The 19,222-nt window shown below is 64.4% G+C and carries 20 protein-coding genes; all 20 read left to right on the forward strand.

Annotated features, from left to right (window positions below):
* The first annotated feature begins 102 nt into the window (after window positions 1–102).
* The 20 genes from ACEU5R_RS14675 to ACEU5R_RS14770 all read left to right on the forward strand — a co-directional run bounded on the left by ACEU5R_RS14675 (window position 103) and on the right by ACEU5R_RS14770 (window position 19,149).
* Window positions 103–1,101: a GntR family transcriptional regulator gene (locus ACEU5R_RS14675; RefSeq protein WP_392410668.1), complete on the forward strand. Its 999-nt coding sequence runs from the start codon at window positions 103–105 to the stop codon at window positions 1,099–1,101.
* Between the two features lie 879 nt (window positions 1,102–1,980).
* The gene (locus ACEU5R_RS14680) at window positions 1,981–2,733 is read left to right on the forward strand and encodes a hypothetical protein (RefSeq protein WP_028690967.1); all 753 of its coding nucleotides are present in this window, start codon (window positions 1,981–1,983) and stop codon (window positions 2,731–2,733) included.
* Between the two features lie 118 nt (window positions 2,734–2,851).
* Entirely contained in the window at window positions 2,852–3,064 is a 213-nt protein-coding gene (locus ACEU5R_RS14685) for an AlpA family transcriptional regulator (RefSeq protein ID WP_009459729.1), read from the forward strand.
* A 42-nt stretch (window positions 3,065–3,106) separates the two neighbouring features.
* Window positions 3,107–3,982, forward strand: a complete 876-nt coding sequence (locus ACEU5R_RS14690; RefSeq protein WP_028690966.1) for a ParA family protein — start codon at window positions 3,107–3,109, stop codon at window positions 3,980–3,982.
* Complete coding sequence (locus tag ACEU5R_RS14695; RefSeq protein WP_019726333.1) at window positions 3,966–4,214, forward strand: hypothetical protein; 249 nt, start codon at window positions 3,966–3,968, stop codon at window positions 4,212–4,214. Before ACEU5R_RS14690 ends, ACEU5R_RS14695 begins: the two co-directional genes overlap by 17 nt.
* Complete coding sequence (locus ACEU5R_RS14700) at window positions 4,207–5,865, forward strand: ParB family protein (protein ID WP_028690965.1); 1,659 nt, start codon at window positions 4,207–4,209, stop codon at window positions 5,863–5,865. Before ACEU5R_RS14695 ends, ACEU5R_RS14700 begins: the two co-directional genes overlap by 8 nt.
* A gap of 15 nt (window positions 5,866–5,880) precedes the next feature.
* Complete coding sequence (locus ACEU5R_RS14705) at window positions 5,881–6,441, forward strand: DUF2857 domain-containing protein (RefSeq protein WP_023093474.1); 561 nt, start codon at window positions 5,881–5,883, stop codon at window positions 6,439–6,441.
* Window positions 6,442–6,444: 3 nt separating this feature from the next.
* Window positions 6,445–7,677 (forward strand): STY4528 family pathogenicity island replication protein, encoded by a 1,233-nt coding sequence (locus ACEU5R_RS14710; protein WP_028690964.1) that lies wholly within the window; start codon window positions 6,445–6,447, stop codon window positions 7,675–7,677.
* A 318-nt stretch (window positions 7,678–7,995) separates the two neighbouring features.
* Window positions 7,996–8,775 (forward strand): PFL_4669 family integrating conjugative element protein, encoded by a 780-nt coding sequence (locus ACEU5R_RS14715; protein ID WP_028690963.1) that lies wholly within the window; start codon window positions 7,996–7,998, stop codon window positions 8,773–8,775.
* Window positions 8,772–9,299, forward strand: coding sequence for a DUF3158 family protein (locus tag ACEU5R_RS14720; protein ID WP_028690962.1), 528 nt, complete (start codon window positions 8,772–8,774; stop codon window positions 9,297–9,299). The genes ACEU5R_RS14715 and ACEU5R_RS14720 overlap by 4 nt, the downstream gene beginning before the upstream one ends.
* Before the next feature lie 73 nt (window positions 9,300–9,372).
* Window positions 9,373–9,813, forward strand: coding sequence for a single-stranded DNA-binding protein (locus ACEU5R_RS14725; protein WP_028690961.1), 441 nt, complete (start codon window positions 9,373–9,375; stop codon window positions 9,811–9,813).
* 283 nt (window positions 9,814–10,096) lie between these two features.
* Window positions 10,097–12,109, forward strand: a complete 2,013-nt coding sequence (locus ACEU5R_RS14730) for a DNA topoisomerase III (protein ID WP_028690960.1) — start codon at window positions 10,097–10,099, stop codon at window positions 12,107–12,109.
* A gap of 519 nt (window positions 12,110–12,628) precedes the next feature.
* The gene (locus ACEU5R_RS14735) at window positions 12,629–14,236 is read left to right on the forward strand and encodes a DNA cytosine methyltransferase (RefSeq protein ID WP_023103930.1); all 1,608 of its coding nucleotides are present in this window, start codon (window positions 12,629–12,631) and stop codon (window positions 14,234–14,236) included.
* 242 nt (window positions 14,237–14,478) lie between these two features.
* On the forward strand, window positions 14,479–15,036 hold the full coding sequence (locus ACEU5R_RS14740) for a hypothetical protein (protein ID WP_023103929.1): 558 nt from the start codon (window positions 14,479–14,481) through the stop codon (window positions 15,034–15,036).
* Between the two features lie 330 nt (window positions 15,037–15,366).
* Window positions 15,367–15,579, forward strand: a complete 213-nt coding sequence (locus ACEU5R_RS14745; protein ID WP_003290186.1) for a hypothetical protein — start codon at window positions 15,367–15,369, stop codon at window positions 15,577–15,579.
* Window positions 15,580–15,600: 21 nt separating this feature from the next.
* Window positions 15,601–15,993 carry a hypothetical protein gene (locus ACEU5R_RS14750; RefSeq protein WP_017512401.1) on the forward strand — a complete coding sequence of 131 codons (393 nt, stop codon included), beginning with the start codon at window positions 15,601–15,603 and terminating at the stop codon, window positions 15,991–15,993.
* 173 nt (window positions 15,994–16,166) lie between these two features.
* Window positions 16,167–16,853, forward strand: a complete 687-nt coding sequence (locus tag ACEU5R_RS14755) for a hypothetical protein (protein ID WP_017512402.1) — start codon at window positions 16,167–16,169, stop codon at window positions 16,851–16,853.
* Between the two features lie 80 nt (window positions 16,854–16,933).
* Window positions 16,934–17,671 carry a hypothetical protein gene (locus ACEU5R_RS14760; RefSeq protein WP_017512403.1) on the forward strand — a complete coding sequence of 246 codons (738 nt, stop codon included), beginning with the start codon at window positions 16,934–16,936 and terminating at the stop codon, window positions 17,669–17,671.
* A 97-nt stretch (window positions 17,672–17,768) separates the two neighbouring features.
* Window positions 17,769–18,047, forward strand: a complete 279-nt coding sequence (locus ACEU5R_RS14765; RefSeq protein ID WP_009459701.1) for a hypothetical protein — start codon at window positions 17,769–17,771, stop codon at window positions 18,045–18,047.
* 289 nt (window positions 18,048–18,336) lie between these two features.
* A complete protein-coding gene (locus ACEU5R_RS14770) occupies window positions 18,337–19,149 on the forward strand; it encodes a hypothetical protein (RefSeq protein ID WP_023103925.1) in 813 nt (270 codons plus the stop codon).
* Window positions 19,150–19,222 lie beyond the last annotated feature (73 nt).

A 19,222-nucleotide genomic window follows, 5' to 3' on the forward strand; every position in this document is an offset into this window, starting at 1 on the left:
ATCGTTTTCCCTAGCTGCTTCATATCGAGTGCGTGCTTGTCTTACGATTCGGTCTGACGCATAAGCGATGCACCTCCCGTGACGCCGTCCACGAATACGTTCATGTCCACCGAATTCTCCTTGCCCGGAACGCCCGCCAGCACCCCGCTCTATGCCCGCATCGCGGACCTGTTGCGCCAGGCGCTGGCCAGCGGCGCGTTGCCGCCGGGCATGGTGTTGCTCGAGGGGCCGCTGTCCGAACTGCTGGGCGTCACGCGCAACCCCGTGCGCCAGGCGCTGCGCGAGCTGGAAAGCGAAGGACTGGTTGCGCGGTTTGACGGCCGTGGCATGCTGGCGGGCGGCGCGTCCGAGACGCCCTTGCGGCAATCGCTGACGCCAGGGATGCTGGGGCTGGGCGATGAGAGCGAACCCGTGCGCAAGGCACAGGGCTGGGAGCACATCTATCACGCGGTCGAGCACGACGTGGTCCATCTTTCGGTGTTCGGCGCCTATCGGCTCAACGAGGTCGAGCTGGCGCGGCACTTCGGGGTTGGTCGCACCGCCGCGCGCGACGTGCTGTTGCGGCTTGAAGGATTGGGGCTGGTGGGCAAGGACGAGCGCCAGCGCTGGATCGTCACGCCGCTGGACGAGCGGCGCATCCGCAACCTTTATCAGCTGCGCTGGCTGCTGGAGCCCGCCGCGCTGGCCGGCGCGGCCGCCGACGTGTCCGCCGAAGACATCGCCGCGATGGCGCAACGGCTGCGGCGCGCCAAGGCGCGCTATCCGCGCCTGACCCGGGCCGAGCTGGACGAGCTGGAACATGATTTGCATGTCGCGCTGATCGGCCGTTGTCCCAACGACAGCATCGTCGAAAGCCTGCAGCGCACGCGCTGCATCCTGACGCTGAGCAAGCATGTGCTGGGCGCTGCCGCGCCCATGCCTAACGAAGATCCGTTCATGCAGGAGCATCTGGACGTGCTGGAAGCGCTGGCTCGCGGCGAGACGGGGCAGGCGCAGGAGGCGTTGCGGCGCCACCTGGAAGCGTCGTGCCTGAAGATCGTCGAGCGTGTGGGCCTGATCCACGAGCGGGTGCCCGCGCCGAGGCTGCCTTATCTCGCGTGATGAGGGATCGCGCGGAAATGAAAAAAGGGCCGACAGGCCCTTTTTTCAATGATCCGCAGACTCCGGTGGAAATCTGCGGATCGGATGTTGGAGCGGGAAACGAGACGTGTACTAGGACAGTAAGTCGTTGTTTCCCAATCACTTTCTTCGTTGGGCTGGCCAGCGAAGACCTCAATTGTAGCCTTGTTTTTCGTCCTCGGCAACAAATTCGTCCAAAGAGTTCCACAGACGTCCAAAGAGCTGCACTCAGCACACCAGACCCACGATCGGTACATCGTCGTAGGCAACTCCCTCGAACTCATCATCCACGCCCGGTCGTCTGCCCCGCATCCATCACCGCGAAGACGATCAGGCAGATGGTTCTGGTGATGGCACAGCTCGGATGCCACCTAGGAACGCCTGCACCACAACTCACAGGCGACCTTCTGGTCAAGCTCCTTTGAAAGAACGCGCATGCTGGCCACCGCGTTTCCGCACACGATTCTTTGTCGATATATCAGGATGACGGGGCAAGCATGACAGGCGCCGGTTTGCTGCGTCCGACTGGACATTCGAGGACGATTGCGGCCCCCTCACGCTTCCTGAGACCGCTGGCATATCAGGTCATACCTAGACGGTTTTGCAGAAACCGTAACTTCTCACGACCCTGATAGCGTGAGCGTCGCTGTCGAGCCTACGTCCCGATGCTCGACCTTCTGATCGATGATTTTTGCACATCGAACACACGACGACTACCAGTTGCGCGAACTGGTGAGAAGTATTCAAACCACATGACGAAGCGGCCTTCGGGACCCACTTCCTACACAAGCGACAGGCCGACCATGAGGTCGGCGACAAAGGAGTCGGTCATGTAGTTCTTCTCCTGGAAGGAGACGGAGCATGCACGAGAACAAGAATGATGCACCAACATCAAAGGTGTTCTATCGCCCGATCGAAGCGTCCATCCGCTGGGCCGGGCTGCTGCGATACGAGCAGGTGATCCTGGCTTCGATTTCGTCGCCAAGGCGCCTGCCGCAGTCGTTGGACTGTCCACGTTGTGACGAGCTGCGGCTTTGCACCGAACGCATCTTCGACGGCATCCTCAATGGAGAACTGCCCTTCGGACGGAACGGCATCACGACGCGCGATTCCGCGCTGATCGACTCCCCTGATCTGACGGTGCGCCACGTCGATCTGAAGCGCTGGATGCGCCAGCACTATCCCGAGCAACGACCGTGCTTCCTTTTCTCCCGGAGCGAGCGCATCGCCCATCCCTTCATCTCGGTGGAAACTGGGCAGGCGATGCTAGTCGAGCGCCTGGCCCTGAAGTCCACCTTGGACCAGTACAAACGCCAACTGCATGAGCTGCAGGAAAAGCACGGAGCGCTTCTCAAGCAGATGGCGCCCTCTGCTGGCGCACAGTGCCTGATCAGTGATCGCGCCGAAGCCACCTACCTGAACATCATCGGCAGCATGCTGGACCTGATGCTCGGCCAGTCGCCTTCCGGCGTTCCGTACTCCAGCTTCAAGACGCAGGAGGCGGTGGTCAGCGCGTTGGTCGCCCATCACAGCGGCGCAATGGGGATCGCGGAGCGGACGCTAAACGGCAAGTTCGCCACGGCCAGACGCCGGCTGCGTAGCGCAACAGTCTGAGGTTTTCCATCTTGTATGTGCAATCGCGGAGATTGCATTTGCAATGTCTTTTCCCATCCATGTCTATTGAATGGAGGTCACGCCAACAAACGCCACTGAGCGTTCAGGAGTGACCGCCATGTCGCAAACACCTGCACTGCCCGCAAGCGAGCGCCGCATCCTGCGGCTTGATGAAGTCGAAACCAAGTCGGGTTTCAAACGCGCCCACATCTACAACCTGATGCGCAAAGGCCTGTTCCCGAAGGCGCTGCGCCTGGGCGTGCGCGCGGTCGGTTGGGACTCCATCGAGATCGATCAGTGGATCGCCGAGCGCGTCAACAACCGGGCCTGACCCGTTCTCCAGCGGACTTCCCATCCTCACACGGAGAACGCCATGCAGGTCGTATCCATCATTTCAACCAAAGGTGGCGTCGGCAAGACCACCACGGCCGCGAACCTCGGCGGGCTTGCCGCGGACGCGGGGCTGCGTGTACTGCTGCTCGACCTCGACGTGCAGCCCACCTTGTCCTCGTACTACGAGCTAGGCCACCGCGCACCTGGTGGCATCTACGAGTTGCTGGCCTTCAACGAGCGCGACCTCGGGCTGCTTGTGTCCCGCACGAACATCGAGGGCCTGGACTTGGTGCTCTCCAACGACCACCGAGGCGAGCTGAACACTTTGCTGCTGCACACGCCGGATGGGCGCCTACGGTTGCGCCATCTCTTGCCGGTCCTGGCGCCTCTCTATGACCTGGTGCTGATCGACACCCAAGGTGCGCGCTCGGTGCTGCTGGAGATGGCGGTGCTCGCCTCCAACCTCGCGCTGTCGCCCGTGACCCCGGAAATTCTCGCGGCGCGCGAGCTGCGGCGCGGCACCATGCAGTTGCTCGAAGACATTGCGCCCTACCGGCACCTGGGCATCGAGCCTCCACCTCTGCATCTGCTCATCAATCGCGTCCACCCTGTGTCAGCCAATGCACGGCTGATCCAGCAGGCCCTGCGCGATCTTTTCCAGGACCACGCCGGCATCCGCGTGCTGGCCACCGACGTGCCGGCCATCGAGGCGTATCCGCGTGCAGCTACGCGCGGATTGCCAGTGCATCGGGTCGAATACCGCCAGCCGCCGGGCAGAGTCGCCCTCGCCGCGCTCGACACCATGCGCGGCCTCGCAGACGAACTATTTCCGCAATGGCGGCACCGATTTGCCATGGTGTCCGGCCGTCCGCCACACCCTCTTGATGCCGGGAGGTCCCATGGCGAACGCACATGAGCTAGCCCGAGGCCACAAGCGGCTTCGCGCCCTGATCGAGTTCGCGGTTGGCGAAGGTTGGCACGTCAAACGCACGCCTGGCGGCCACCTCAAGTTCACCAAGCCTGGCTGCGCCGCGATCTACACCAGCTCGACGGCAAGCGACCACCGGGCGACCCTGAATGCCCGTGCGCAAATCCGCCGCGCCGAGCGCGAGGCCCGATACCAAGCGCAGGGAGGCGGCCATGGCTGAGATCACCTCCCAGCAGATGGCTGGCAAGCTGCTCGCGGCCGGGTTCGAGCGCAGCGGCCCGTCAGCCTCGACCTTGAGCGACCCGATCGCCGACACCCCCATGGTCGTGACCCTAGATCAGTTGCGCCCCTACGACCACGATCCCAGGAAAAAACGCAACCCGGCCTACGAGGAAATCAAGGCGTCCATCCGCGAGCGCGGTCTGGACGCAGCGCCGGCCATCACTCGCCGACCAGGTGAGTCCCACTACATCATCCGCAACGGTGGAAATACTCGGCTGGCGATCCTGCGCGAACTATGGTCAGAGACCAAGGACGAGCGGTTTTTCCGTGTATCGTGCCTGTTCCGGCCGTGGCCCAGCCGCGGCGAAGTCGTCATGTTGACCGGCCACTTGGCCGAGAACGAATTGCGCGGGGGCCTCACGTTCATCGAGCGCGCCCTCGGCGTCGAGAAGGCGCGCGAGTTCTACGAGCAAGAAAGCGGCACCACCTTGAGCCAGTCCGAGCTGGCCCGCCGCCTCGCCGCCGATGGCTTCCCGGTACAACAGTCGCACATCAGCCGCATGAACGACGCGGTGCAGTATCTCCTGCCCGCGATCCCCACCGTGCTCTATGGCGGTCTCGGTCGCCATCAGGTCGAACGCCTGTCGGTCATGCGCAAAGCCTGCATGCTCGCGTGGGAGCGCTACGCCAAGGGTCGCCCACTGGTTCAGGACTTCGACGAATTTTTCCAGGAAGTGCTGTCGCAATTCGACGTCCAGGCCGACGAGTTCTCCGCGCAGCGTGTACAGGACGAGCTGATCGGCCAGATGGCCGAGATGCTGGGTGTCGATTACGACGTGCTCGCCCTGGACATGACCGAATCCGAGAGCCGGCAGCGCGCCTTGGTCAGCGACCCAACGCCGCCATCGACGCCGCCTGCGTTGCCGGAGCCGGGAACCATCGCGCGCCCACCTGCCAACACTGCGCCACCCATCGCAGGGGCTGCATCCGCAGCGCCGCCTGCAGGCCGACCTGCGGCAACGCCTTCGACGCGCGAGAGCGACACGGATGCCAGCCAGGCAAGTCCGGCCAACCCTGCGGTGGGTGGCGATCTGCTTCGGGAGCACATCGTCTCGCCGGCACCGACGACCGAACGGCTCCAGTCCATTCAGCGCATGGTCGCCGACCAGTTGGGTGATGCGCTGCCGCTCGACTTCTCGGCGAGTGTCTTGCAGTCCATCCCTGTGCAGGCTGGCGGGCTCTATCCGATCTCCGATGTCTGGTACATCGATCCCGGCGTGGACACAGCCGAGCGCCTGCGCATCCACATCGCACAGTTCGCCCGCGAAATCGCGGGCGAGGCAGACCTGGACGAGTGCATTGATGACCGTGCAGAGGGTATCGGTTTCGTCTGCCGGGCCCGCACCCAAAGCTCGGCACCGCTGGGCCGTGCCGTCCTCGCGCTGTTAGCGTGCCTGGCCGGTCAGCGGCCCGCCGACGTCGGCCTGCACGACGGGCAAATCGTCATCGAACTGCCGGCGCTGCTGCACGGCCAGGGTGATGCGGCCCAGCGATTGAGCGATACCTCGCTGGTCAAGCTGTTCCGGCTGCTGCGGCTGGCCCGGCGCCTGCTCGACCTTGAAGCCGGCGCTGAAGGCGTTGGAATGTGAGCGAGGGAGGCCAGCATGTCCGCACCACACCCACTCAACCAGGCCGTCATCGCCCAGGCCCTCTATGACCTGCGCAATGGGCAACTGCGCCGGTGCAAACTGATGGGGTTTGGCGAGGAAGAACTGGACGCCCTCAAGCATCCCGCGCTGATCAGCGTGCTCGCCAACGCTAACGTCTCCTGGTGCTCGGTGACGGTCAACCGCGAAGTGCTCCGGCGACTGCTCAAGCAGGCGCAGGACGTGGAGAAGGAAATCGCCACGGTCGATCGCATGCTCAGGCTGGGCGCGAGCACCGAGATGGTCAGTCGGTTCTATGGCCTGACCCACCAGGAGGTGGCGCTTCGCCGCGAAATCCTCGGCCTGCCGAAGCGCAAGGGCCGCCACCCCGTGCTGGACGAGAAACAGGACACGGAGCTGTGGCGGCAATGGAAGGCCGTGACCGGCAGCAGGAATGTCGATCTCGAAGACGAAACCTCCATCCTCGACGCTACCATGGACTTGGCCGAAGGCATGTCGCTGCCTCTGTCGGTGGTCTGGGCCTCGATCAAGAGCTGGGTCGATCAGGGATTGGGTTGAGCCATGGCCGTGGACGACACCGCACCACGCCGTGGCCCCGTCGCACTCGCGGATCTGTTCGATGCTGCCCTGAAAGACCTCGCGCCCAAGCCCAGCCCCAGTGCGCCAGCACCCGTGCCTACGCCGACGCCCGCCACGTCAGGCGATGCCTTCCTCTTCAGCGGCAACCGGCACGAGACCGTGCCGCGGCGGCTGTTCCTCGACCGTCGCCTGACGCCGCTGGAGCGCAACGCCTGGCAGGTGTTCCGGCTGATGCTCAACGACGACGGCATGACAGCCTTCCCGACGTATGAGCAGCTTCGACCCTGGCTGGCGTCGATGCCCTGCGCCGGGCAGGCCTCGCATGAAACCGTGGCCCGAGCGTTGACGCTGTTGCGCCTCACCCGATGGTTGAGCCTGGTACGGCGACGGCGTGACCCCAAGACCGGCCGCATCCTCGGCAACCTCTACGTTCTGCACGATGAACCACTGACGCCCTTCGAGGCCATGCAGCTCGACGCCGACTACCTGGCACTGGTCAGCCAGTCCCTCGGCCATTCGGCCAAGGCTGTCCAGATGGTCGGTCTGAACACCCTCAAGGAGATCGCGGAAGATCCGATGCTCTCCGGACGCACACTGCCGTCGCGGCTACAGGTCCTGGCCGAACGCCTCGCCAGCCAAGGCATCACGGCCGCCGAAAGTTATCCACAGGAGGATGCCGCCCACGATTCCGAAGAAGGAGCATCGAGCCTTCTTCGGAATGCGGACGACCCGTCTTCGGAATCCGAAGCAGGGGCGAAACCCGCGCCAGACGCCTCTCTTCGGAATCCGAAGCAGGCCCGTACAGTACGTAGTAGTCGTATTAATGAAGTACGTACTACCGCGCAGGCGCGCGCGCTGGGCGATCTGCAATGGCCCAAGCGCTTCACGGAACTGAAGGCAGAGCAGCAGACAGGTGCCAGGGTGGCATTGCAGCAGGTCGATGCCGCGCTGAGACAGGCCGTGCTGGACGACTGGGCCGCACGATGCAGCAGTCATGGCATCCGCAATCCTGCGGGGTATCTGTTCGGCATCATCCAGCGCGCCATCCATGGCGAGTTCAATGCCTGGGCCAAGAAAGACGCGCCATCGGCACCCGTCCCGCCAAACGAGCGGCCACCAGCAGCACCGCCACCTCAGCCGCAGGGTAAGCCAGTGCCGCCGGAAGTCGCCAAGCAGCACATCGAGCGGCTACGCAATCTGCTCGCCAGCAAGTGAGCCGGCATGCAAGTCGGTGAAAGTAGATGCCCATGGCCGCCAATAGAGCTATCCCCTGGGGATAGTTCCGCTGCTGGGCACAACGCCAAGTTGTCGCAGGCCTGGGATCGACCATCTGCCGCAGCATCGGTGTTGCCTACCCTGATCCCGGCGTGCAGCGTTCGTTGACGCTCCATGGAGCTATCCCCTGGGGATAGCTCGCGCCGCATGCAACCGCCGCGCCCTAAACCGGGGCCCGCCGGGATTCGGATTCTTGACTGACTGCCTTCCGCTTCCTGCCGAAGCTGGCCGCTCCTTTTCCAACAACGAGCGGACACCATGGCAACCAATGAACCTCTGCAACTGAATCTCGGCTCCCTGCGCAGCGCGATGTCGCTGACCCTGCACACCCATCACGCTTCCCGCATCTGGCACGGCCGCGCCGCCGCCGAGGGGCGACCGGGCATCGTCGGCCTGAACGGCTACATCGCCCAGATGAACAAGATGCGGCGGGGCTCGGAGCAGGACGACCCGTACTCGGACTGGTGGATGCTGCGCATCGAGGACAAGCTCGACCAAACCAAGGTCACGCTGCAATCGCTGCGCGAGCAGGTGGACCAGGCGCTGGCGAGCGTGCCACCGGCGCTCAGCCTGGGCGAAAACCTCAACGTGCAGCCGGTCAAGCTCCCGCTCTTCGTCAACGCGCAGCTCGGCTTTGCCGCGGTCTATCTCCTGGCCGACTACGACGACATCGCCCGCAAGCTGATCCTCGCCCACCACACCGCGCTCATCGACCGCAGCACCTTGGAACGCTGGCTCAACGAGGGCGCGCACGCGCTGCGCAGCCTGTTCTCGCTGGCCCAGCAGTATCGCTACTCGGGCTGCACCCGCGACGATTTCGCGGCGAAGAACGCCGCTGCGCGAGTCGCGCTGGAGAAGTACGGCGAACTGCCGCAGGAGGTGCTGGAGGGGACACGCCGCTCGAAGTTTGCGCCACCCGTCGTGCGCCGTGGCCTGCAACAGCGCGGCGACGGTCCTGCCACAGCGCCTCCGCCCAGCGACGAAGCCGCCACCGCAGAGCCGCCCGAAGCGTCAGCCGGCGAGGACGAGCCCGCATGAACGATCTGAACCAACCGACCCGCTACTTCCGGGGCCTGCAACAGGGTGCCTTCATGCGGCTGGAACACGCGGCCTCTCTAAAAGGCCTTTTAAAGCCTTTTAAGGGTAAAGGGGACTTCGAGGCCTGGGCCAGCCAGTGCTTCGCCATGCGCGACGAGTTGATTGCCCTGGCACAGCGACAGGTGCTGGAGCAAGCATGCGGGCACCCCTTCCACCTTCTGCCCATCGAACTGGCCCAACAGACCACTGGCGCAGGAACCGTCTTCTTGCGCTGGCGCAGGCACGACAGGTCGGCCATGGGCGTGGCGCTGTGGCGGGAGCTGATCGCCAGCAGCAGCACACCCGTCAACCTGCTGGCCGACCTGCACGCGATCGAGCTGCAGCGCATCACGTTGAACATGCAGATCAGCCTGCTGCACACCTTGGGCAGGCAGGCGCAGGAATGCGCCAGCAAGGCCGCCGAGGCGGACGACGCCTACCTGCACCGGCTCACGTCCGTTCCTGCCGCAATGCGCGATCGGTGATTGCGCCGGGCATCCCAGCACGCGCCCGGCGCCGACGAGGCACGGGTATTTCAACCACCACGGAGATCACACCATGAGCACGCATTTTTCTGGCGAAGGCAACATCGGCTCGCCACCGGAGTACCGCGAATTCCCCAACGGCAATGACGAACCCAGCCGCTTGCTGCGCCTGAACGTCTATTTCGACAACCCCGTACCCAAGAAGGATGGCACCTTCGAGGACCGCGGCGGCTTCTGGGCGCCGGTGGAAATCTGGCACCGCGACGCCGAGCACTGGAAGGACCTGTACCAGAAAGGTATGCGCGTGCTGGTCATCGGCCGCATGGAGCGCGAGCCTTGGACGGACAACGAAGATCAGCCGCGCGAGACCTGGCAGATCAACGCGCGCAGCGTCGGCATCCTGCCGTACCGCATCGAGTCCGTGGCCCTCAGTCCGAAGCCGCAGGAGGCAGAACCGAAGCCACAGGCTGCCCAGGAATCGACCGCGCCGAAGGAGGCGAAGCGCAGGAAGTGAACCGGCATGGAGGGCGGCCGCCGTAGTGCTTCGCCGCCCTCCATGCACCCCGCAAGCTATCCCCTGGGGATAGCTCCATCAACGTCCATCGACTTCCACGCGCTCCCGCAAATCGCGGCTACTGGTCCGCACACCTGCGGCCACGCGCCATCCCCGCCCGAGCCATTCCATCGGCGTGAAAGCGGTCGCCGGCGCATGCGGCTTGTTTGCTGCTACCCCAGGTGGCGCTCGGCATCCTCGATTCCAGCAACTCCATGAACAACGGGAATCGGGATGGACGGACATGCGGCTGTTCTTGTGCGAGAAGCCCTCCCAGGGCAAAGACATTGGCCGAATTCTCGGTGCCACGCAGCGCGGTGAAGGCTGCCTCAACGGTTCCGGCGTCACCGTCACCTGGTGCATCGGCCATCTCGTCGAAGCGGCAGCCCCCGAGGTCTATGACGCGGCGCTCAAGCGCTGGTCGCTGGAGCAGTTGCCCATCATTCCTCAGCACTGGCGGGTCGAGGTCAAACCTAAAACCGCCACGCAGTTCAAAGTCGTCAAGGCGCTTCTGGCTAAGGCGACCCAGCTTGTCATCGCCACAGATGCCGACCGCGAGGGCGAGTTGATCGCCCGCGAGATCATCGACCTGTGCGGCTACCGCGGTCCCATCGAACGGCTGTGGTTGTCGGCGCTCAACGATGCGTCCATCCGCGCGGCACTCGGCAAGCTCCGGCCATCGGCCGAGACGCTGCCGATGTACTACTCGGCGCTGGCGCGCTCTCGGGCGGATTGGCTCGTCGGCATGAACCTCAGCCGCTTGTTCACGGTGCTGGGACGGCAGGCCGGCTACGACGGCGTGCTGTCGGTAGGCCGCGTCCAGACCCCCACGCTCAAACTGGTCGTGGACCGCGACCGCGAGATCACCGCCTTCGTGTCCGTGCCGTACTGGGCCATCGACGTGTCCCTGTCCGCCGGTGGCCAGACTTTCGCCGCGCAGTGGGTTCCCCCGAAAGCATGCACCGACGACGCCGGCCGCTGCCTGCAGCAGCCCATCGCGCAGCACGCCGCGCAGCAGATCCGCGCCGCGGACAGCGCCCAGGTGGTGGCGGTCGAAACCGAGCGCGTGCGGGAAGGCCCGCCGCTGCCGTTCGACCTGGGGACCTTGCAGGAGGTGTGTTCCAGGCAGCTTGGGCTCGATGTGCAGGAGACCTTAGACATTGCTCAGGCCCTATACGAGACGCACAAGGCCACGACGTACCCGCGCTCCGATTCGGGCTACCTGCCCGAAAGCATGTTCGCCGAGGTGCCAACGGTCCTCGACAGCCTGGTCAAGACCGATCCCTTGCTGCGACCGATCATGGACCAGCTCAACCGCACTCAACGCTCACGCGCCTGGAACGACGCGAAGGTGTCTGCTCACCACGGCATCATCCCGACGCTCGAACCGGCGAACCTCTCGACCATGAGTGAGAAGGAACTGGCAGTGTATCGGCTGATCCGGGCGCATTACCTGGCGCAATTCCTTCCTCACCACGAGTTCGACCGCAATGTGGCGAACCTCTCCTGCGGCCAGCAGACGCTGGCGGCCACCGGCAAGCAGGTCGTCGTCAAGGGGTGGCGCCTGGTGCTGGCCGAACCGCAATCCGAGGAGGATGGCGACCCTGCGGCGCGCAGCCAGGTACTGCCCGCGCTGCGCGAGGGCCTGGCATGTCAGGTGGCCGACGTCGATCTGAAGGCGCTCAAGACGCTGCCCCCTCGGCCCTATACGCAGGGCGAGTTGGTCAAGTCCATGAAGGGCGTCGCCAAACTGGTCTCGGACCCGCGCCTGAAACAGAAGCTCAAGGATACGGTCGGCATCGGCACCGAAGCGACGCGGGCCAACATCATCAGTGGCCTGCTGACGCGGGGCTACCTCGTGAAGAAGGGCCGCGCCATCCGTGCCTCGGATGCGGCCTTCACCCTGATCGACGCGGTGCCCACAGCGATTGCCGACCCAGGGACAACCGCCGTCTGGGAACAGGCGCTGGACATGATCGAAGCTGGACAGCTCACGCTGGACGTATTCATCGGCAAGCAGGCTGCATGGATCTCACAGTTGATCGCGCAGTACGGCAGCACGTCCCTGTCCATCAAGGTTCCCCACGGACCGCCTTGCCCACAGTGCGGCGCACCGACGCGCCAGCGCACCGGCAAGAGCGGCCCATTCTGGTCGTGCAGTCGCTACCCCGACTGCAAAGGCACGCTGCCGGTCGAATCCGGCACGTCCAAGCGTGGTGCCTCGCGCCCGCGCCGCAGCGGCCGCAAAGGCTCCTGACCGACCCCGTTCCCCGTGAACCGTGCCCGCCATCGGCGGCGCGGCCTGTGTTCCGCACGCCCTGCGGGACGCCCAGCGCGCAACGCCTTCTTGTCCGTGTGCGCGTCCCGCTTGGTCATCCCCGGCCGCGGGACCTGAAGGTAGCTTCTCCGCGAACCGCCTCCTGCGCGTTCTGCTGATCTGCATTTCTCCCGCCTCTGCGAAGGGTCCCCCGGTGGCTTGCCAAGCTGCGCGAGCCACCCGGAGACCCTTCGTGGTCAGCGGTATTCGGTGCCGGTGCCCGCCGGCGCAAAAACGGGCTCCCTTTGTGCGCGGATGTGCGCCAGACGATGCCGGCGCGAACCACGACATGCGCCGGGTGTGATTGCTGATGAGCAGACGGTTCTAGCGACGACCGGGCCTGCACCAGCCCACGGGTGGTTCTGTCCTCCCGAGCCGAAGGCCGCAGGGCCTTCGGCGCCTTTCTCCTGCCTATCAACGTCCCGGCCCGCCCCGGGCCACACGAACAGGAGACCCGACATGAACCCGCAACCTTGCACCCTTCGCGGTGCGCCCCAGGCCGCGCCACTGCTGTACGGCAGCGTGTGCAGCGGCATCGAGGCCGTGAGCCTCGCATGGCAACCCCTCGGCCTCAAAGCCGCGTGGTTCGCCGAGATCGAGCCGTTCCCGAGCGCCGTGCTCGCCCACCGTTACCCCCATGTGCCCAACCTGGGCGACATGACCGCGATCGCCCGTCAGGTGCGCGCCGGCACCGTGCCGGCGCCCGACATCCTGGTCGGCGGCACGCCGTGCCAGTCGTTCAGCGTTGCCGGCGCGCGCCAGGGGTTGAACGACCCGCGCGGCGCCTTGACCCTTGCCTATGTGGAGCTTGCAAATGCCATCGACCAAACCCGCCACCAAGACCGCCGCCCGCCGGCAACGCTCGTCTGGGAAAACGTCCCCGGCGTCCTCAACGACCGCAGCAATGCCTTCGGGCATTTCCTGGGCGCACTGGCCGGAGAAAGCCGTGCGCTCCAGCCGCCAGGGGAAAAATGGGCGCACGCTGGTTGTGTGTCTGGACCCCGCCGCCGCATCGCCTGGCGCGTGCTCGACGCTCAATATTTCGGTGTCGCCCAACGCCGCAAGCGCGTGTTTCTTGTGGCATGTGGTGGTGATGACCTCGATCCCTCCGAAGTACTTTTTGAGCGCACAGGCCTGCGCGGGGATTCTTCTGCGGGCCGCGCGCCGTGGCAAGAAGCTGCCCGCGCTGCTGGACCGGGTGCTGCAGCAGCAGGCGGATACGCAGGATTCGCTGGACTGAACCAGCCCTACGGCAAGGTCACGACGACGTTCGGATTCAGCGGCGGCATTGGCCCCGTCGATGTTGCGGCATGCCTGATGGCCGCGGGTCCCAAGCACGACATCCGCACCGAGACGTTCATGGTGCAGTCCATCGCCGGCAGCATCGCCCACACCCTCGACACCGCCAACAACGGCAAGGGCAGCAGCGAGGACGGTACGGGAAAGGGCGTGCCGATCATCGCCTTCACCGCCCAGGGCAGCGGCGCGGACGCCACGATCGACCTGACGCCGACGCTGCGTGCCGGCGGGCATCGCAACAGCCATGCGAACGCAGGCGTCGTGCCCGCCATCGCCTTCGCGCAGAACAACCGCGGCGAAGTGCGCTTCGAGTCGGGCCATGGACAGGTGTCTTGCACCGTCCTGTCCAACGGCAAGCCGGGCTACGGTGTGCCGATGGTGGCCTGCGTTGCCCTGCGGGGACGGACGCAGGGTCTTGCTGCCGAACTGGGCGGAAGCGTTGCGGCGGCGTTGCGTACCAGCGGCGGCGGCGCAGACAAGCCCCATGTCCTGGCCCCCGACTTCGAGGCACATTTCCGCTACGACTGGAATGAATCCGGTGCAGCGGACTGGTCGCAATGGCGGGTGCGGCGGCTGATGCCCATGGAGTGCGAGCGGCTGCAGGGCATGCCCGACGACTACACGCTGATCCCGTATCGCGGCAAGCCTGCCGCAGACGCTCCGCGCTACAAGGCGATTGGCAACTCCATGGCCGTCCCGTGCATGGCTTGGCTGGGCAACCGGCTGGTGCAGTGCCTGCACAAGACGGACTCGACCGCTTCGGATTGATCGACGACGCAGCCTGCCGGCCGCGCCATTCTCCCCCTGCATTGCCGATGTATCGGCAGCAGCCCGCAGCCAGGGTGTCAAGGCTGCCGTGGGTTCCGCCCACGCCACCCACCAGTTCGCTTCGGCATCTCACCGGCGAACGCTGCCCACCGGGGCATCGATGCCTCCTTTCTCCAACCCACGGGATGGTCGCCACGTCCCGTCAGGGGCATGTCGCCACCCGGTCGATTTCAGGACTTCCCATGGACACCATCACCAAGCAAGACCGCATCACGCTGAAGAACCTCAAGGTCGCCGACTTCGCCAGCGAGGAAACGCTGTGCTTCACCGCGACCATCGTGTTCGACGGCACTCCCATCGCCGAGGCCCGCAACGACGGGCATGGCGGCTCGACATTCCTCCGCGCGCTCAACGGCAAGACGACGCTGCTGGCTCAGGCCGAAGCCTTTGCCAAGGGCTTGCCGCCTGCGCCGCTCGATCTAGGCCAGGAGGGTGAAGACCCTCATTACATCGACATGACGCTCGACTTCCTGGTCGATGAACTGGCCGATGCCATGCACGCGGAGCGCAAGGTGCGAGCCGCCTTCAACCGCGACATCGGCAACAAGGTGCTGTTCATCAAGGACGGCAAACTGCTGTTCATCAAAGGCATCAAGCTCAAGGCTATCGCCGACCGCAAGGCGTACTTCGCTTCGCTGCGCACCAGGCAGGCCCAGCCCATCGTCATCCTCGCCGAGCTTCCGCCCGAGCGGGCATTCGACCTGTGGAAGCAGCATGTCCTGGGCGACAAGCCCGATTGACCCAGCGCCACCGCACCCTCCTGACAGCCCCGTACTCGATGCGGGGCTTTTCTTTTCCTGTGCTCATCAATCGGGGCTGGGCCGAATGCCGTTTTCCAACTGACGCGGCGCAGCCCTCGCACGAAGCTGCCTGCATGTTCGCTGATTCGTCAGCACATGCCAGCAGCCAGGGTTCCAGGCTGCCGCGGGTCTCTCCCGCGTCACCCACCAGTCCGCATCGCATCAATTCTGCGGATGAGCGTCCCCGTGACGCTGATGCTTTTTATCAACCGCGTGCGGGAGCTGCCATCCCGTGAGGGACAAGGCCCCGCTTTTCCAAGGAGCCCGTCCATGTCCCAGCAAGCCTCTTTCGGCCAGTTGGCCCTGACCTACTGCGGCAAGTTCCTGCCGCTCGAAGTCTTGCAAAGCGCCGCCGGCCACTACATCGGCACGCGCGATACCGAAGGTCCCGTTTCGCGGGAATCCCGCGAGTACTTCCGCAGCTATGCCGCGGCTCAACGCGCCCTCGAAAGAGGCGGCTGGTCCCAGCTCGCCATTCCCTGATCCAACTGGAGAAATCACGTCATGAACCAGCTACTGCCGCGGGAAGTCGTCGATCAGATCATGCGGGAAGAGCAGCATTTCGCTGCCGCGCCCCAAGCCTTCTTCGAGGCCTGGAAGCGCGGTGTCGAGATTGCTGGTCCCGAGTGGTTCGGCGACGGCACCCGTGAAGGCCTGAACCAGGCCAAGACCAAGTGGGATTTGCGTCCCGACATGCTGCGGCTCAACGATGCCCTCGGCGTCCTGAGCAGCGGCGAACGCATGTTCCTGTCCGCCATGGTCAGCTTCTACAACGCGCGCGAGGGCGGTGCCATGCTCAAGCGCTGCCGCTTCCACGGGCTGTCGGACTTCGACGGTCTCGATCTGGAACGCCGCAAGGTCATCGCCGACCTGCTGGTGAACTACAGCGGTTGGTGAGCCGGTCTCCGGCACGCCACTGTCCTCTCGATCCCCCCGTGAGGGACATGCGCCCATAAGGCCATGTCCCTCAATTTTTCTTCCCCATCGCCCGACGCCAACGGCCTTGGGCTATTCCCTGCGGACGCCATCGTCCGCATGGGCTGGCTCCGCTCTTCTCGAAAGGAGCCAGCATGGCAAACAACTACTACGAAGGCACGGGCGTTCTCGTGCTCAACCGCGTTACTCCCGTCATCAAGGCACTGTTCGGTGCTTTCGCGCTCGACGAAAACCATCCCGGCAATGGGCAGGCCTACATCGCCCAGATCGCCGAAACCAATGATCCACGCTGGACAGATGTGCTGGACGGTCTGGAAAACCTGGCCACACAACTCGGCATCCCCATGCCCGACGACGAAGAGTTGTCGATTCCGCCTCTGCTTGAACGGCTGGCCGCGCACTTCGGTGCTGACCAGGACGGGGAGCTGGAGAACCTGATCGAGCACCACCAATTCGAGGACGGCGCCGACCTGGAAGCCCTGCTTCTGATCGCTACCCGCTTCGATGACGGCCATAACCTGACCGCCATCCAGTTTGAGGGCTGCTGGTATTGCAGCAAGCCAAGGCTATTCGAGTTCGGCGGCAACGGCTGCTACCTGAGCCGTGAGGTCCAGGTCTTCAGAACGTCCTCGCAGGCGCTTCAACTCGGCGATCAACTGCGCAACACCATCCTGGCCGCCGACATCGAAGAGGCCTCAGCGTTGATCGCGCTGGAGGCCGCCAACCTGCTTGCCGGCATCACCGATGAGCAATTTCGCCTAAATGTGCGCCATCGCATCGCCGAACGGCTGGTTCAGACGCCAACGATCAGCGCCGACTGACGCATTTTCCACTTTCAACCAACCGGGTCCAATTCCCGGTGGCGGAGATTGGCCCCAATATTCAAATCTGGAGAGTTCCCATGTCCCAGAAACCCAATCCCTTTCTCCGCGGCTACTGGAATCTGAAAATCGTCCGCACGCTGTGCATCGGCTACGACGACGGAAGCCCGCATGTCTGGCGAATCATCCACGCGAGTCAAAAGCACTTTTCCGACGAGGAACTGATTTCATCCTCGTGCATCGTCACCAGCGATTTCGCCGTGGTCAGGAATGGTCCCGAACCCGTGAGTGCCGAGGTGCTGGCCGAATGCGATACCGCAGAAGGTGTCAGCGGCGAAGGTGTAATCGGTGCCGTGGTCTATGCCATCCATGGCGACGACTTCGACGGTCGCCCCATCCACGTCGGCGACGCCTATTCGGCAGAGGCAGCGCGGGAAGTCGTACAGCGCCTGAGTTTCGAGACCGGCTACTACAGCCGGTGCTGGGAAATCAGCAGCGCACACATCAGCCAAGAAACCGGCCAATACCTCGCCAACCTGGCAGACCTCGCTACGCCGGAGGCATTCCTGTTCATCGCGTTCCGGGTTCCGTACAGCCCGGCGATCGGCATCAAGCTGATCTCCACTCCCTGGACGGACAAGAACCTGGACCACGCCGAGGGCATCAGTGCGGAGCAGCTTCGCCAGGAGCACCGAAGCAAGGGTATGCCGGATGACCTGGCGAACGTCATTGAACTGGCTGGCCAGGCCGACGTGCGCATCCTGATTCTCGACGCCGACGCACCCGTGCTGTTGGGCCTGCCGTTGGCCGAATCCTAGCAGCCGCTCGACGCAACATCCTTCCTCTTTGTTCTCCCCCATACCGGCCCGTCTCCCTCCCGGAGCCGGGCTGGTCCATTTTCATAGGAGCAACCTCATGTTCCCCGACCTCATCTCGCGCACGCCAGACTTCGAGCACCAGCTCGGCGCCTGCGTCAATGCCATGGGCCAGGACGACGCCATCGGCCAGATCCTGGTATTCGAGCGCATGAGCGGCACGCTGCACATGCGCCATATCGCCAGCGCCGACCTGGTGGACACCGACATTGACGACTACGAAATGGTCGTCTTCGACGGTGGCAACACCAGCGGCGATACATGGAAGCATGTCTTCTTCCCACGTCAGCGCGAGCACTACTTCGTGTACGAAGCCTGACCCAACCAAGCCCCTTTTCGAGGGGCTTTTTCTTGTCCGCAGCGCAGGAAAGCGGGTGCGACGCTGTGCGATTTCTTGCAGGCAGGCCGCCCATTCCAGAGCCATCCTTGCTCCATGTTCGTCGGCGTTGCCGACACATGCCCTGGCAGCCGAGACCTTCAAGGCTGCAAGTGCGGGAAACCGTGCTGGTCGTTTCTTCCTATGGACGTACCCCGTCCGTTCACGCCACCCACAAGGGACCTCTCCCTTGCGGGCGGGGAATCCCTTGTTCTTCCTCAAGGAGATTCCCATGGACCGTTCCCTCATCAAATCCATGATGCCTTCGCTTGTCGCGGGCCATGTCCCTCGCAACGTGCGTTCGTTCAAATACCGCGTATTCGATGATCAGCCGCAGTCCTCGACGTTGGGCTTCGCCATTGACCCTCAGCCCTTCAACGGCAAGGTAGTCTCCGCGACCGACGATGCCATCGTCGTCAAGCTCAAGCCTTCCGAGTTCGCCGTGCTCGATCCCAACCTGGTGACCACCGTTCCCAGCGAGGGCGCCAAGGTCCATGTCCAACCCTACGCCCGGCGACGTTTCGACGGGCTTCGCGCGGACACCCCGGAAGTCGTCACCGAGAAGACTTCGGATGGCACGCCTTACACCATCACGAGGCATATCCTTGGCAAAGCACCCGCCAAGCTGCCCATTCCCGAGCCGCAGTGCATGGAGCTGGGCCAACTCATCGAGCAGTTGGAGGAGATGCCCGCGCCCGACGGGTTCCGGTGCATCACCCACATGCTGGTCGATGCAGGTGCCCGCGACTTCGCCTGGGTCGATCCCAAGCCCTCCAGGATCATCGAGACCCCGCCGGCGATCAGCTTCACGGTCTCAACCACCAAGTTCGAGGGTCAGGTGACGATCCTCTACGACCGTGGCGGCGACACCTACGTGGTGGAGCTGCACCGCGACGGTGAGTTGGTCGATAGGCACGACGAGGTGTATTTCGACATGCTCGGTGAAGTGCTGGAGCGGCTCATCGACGACGGGCGCTGGCGCCTGATCGACGTGAGCGTGATCGACGCCAAAGCCTTTCGGCAACGTCAGGCGGTTCCAGCCTGACGTGCCAGACAGGAAGCCTAGCGGCACGACTGATCAGTCCACAGCCTACCGGCGACTGCCCCACAAGCCTTCC

The organism is Achromobacter sp. 413638 (genome assembly GCF_043119405.1).
In the GTDB taxonomy this organism is placed as follows: Bacteria; Pseudomonadota; Gammaproteobacteria; order Burkholderiales; family Burkholderiaceae_B; genus Achromobacter.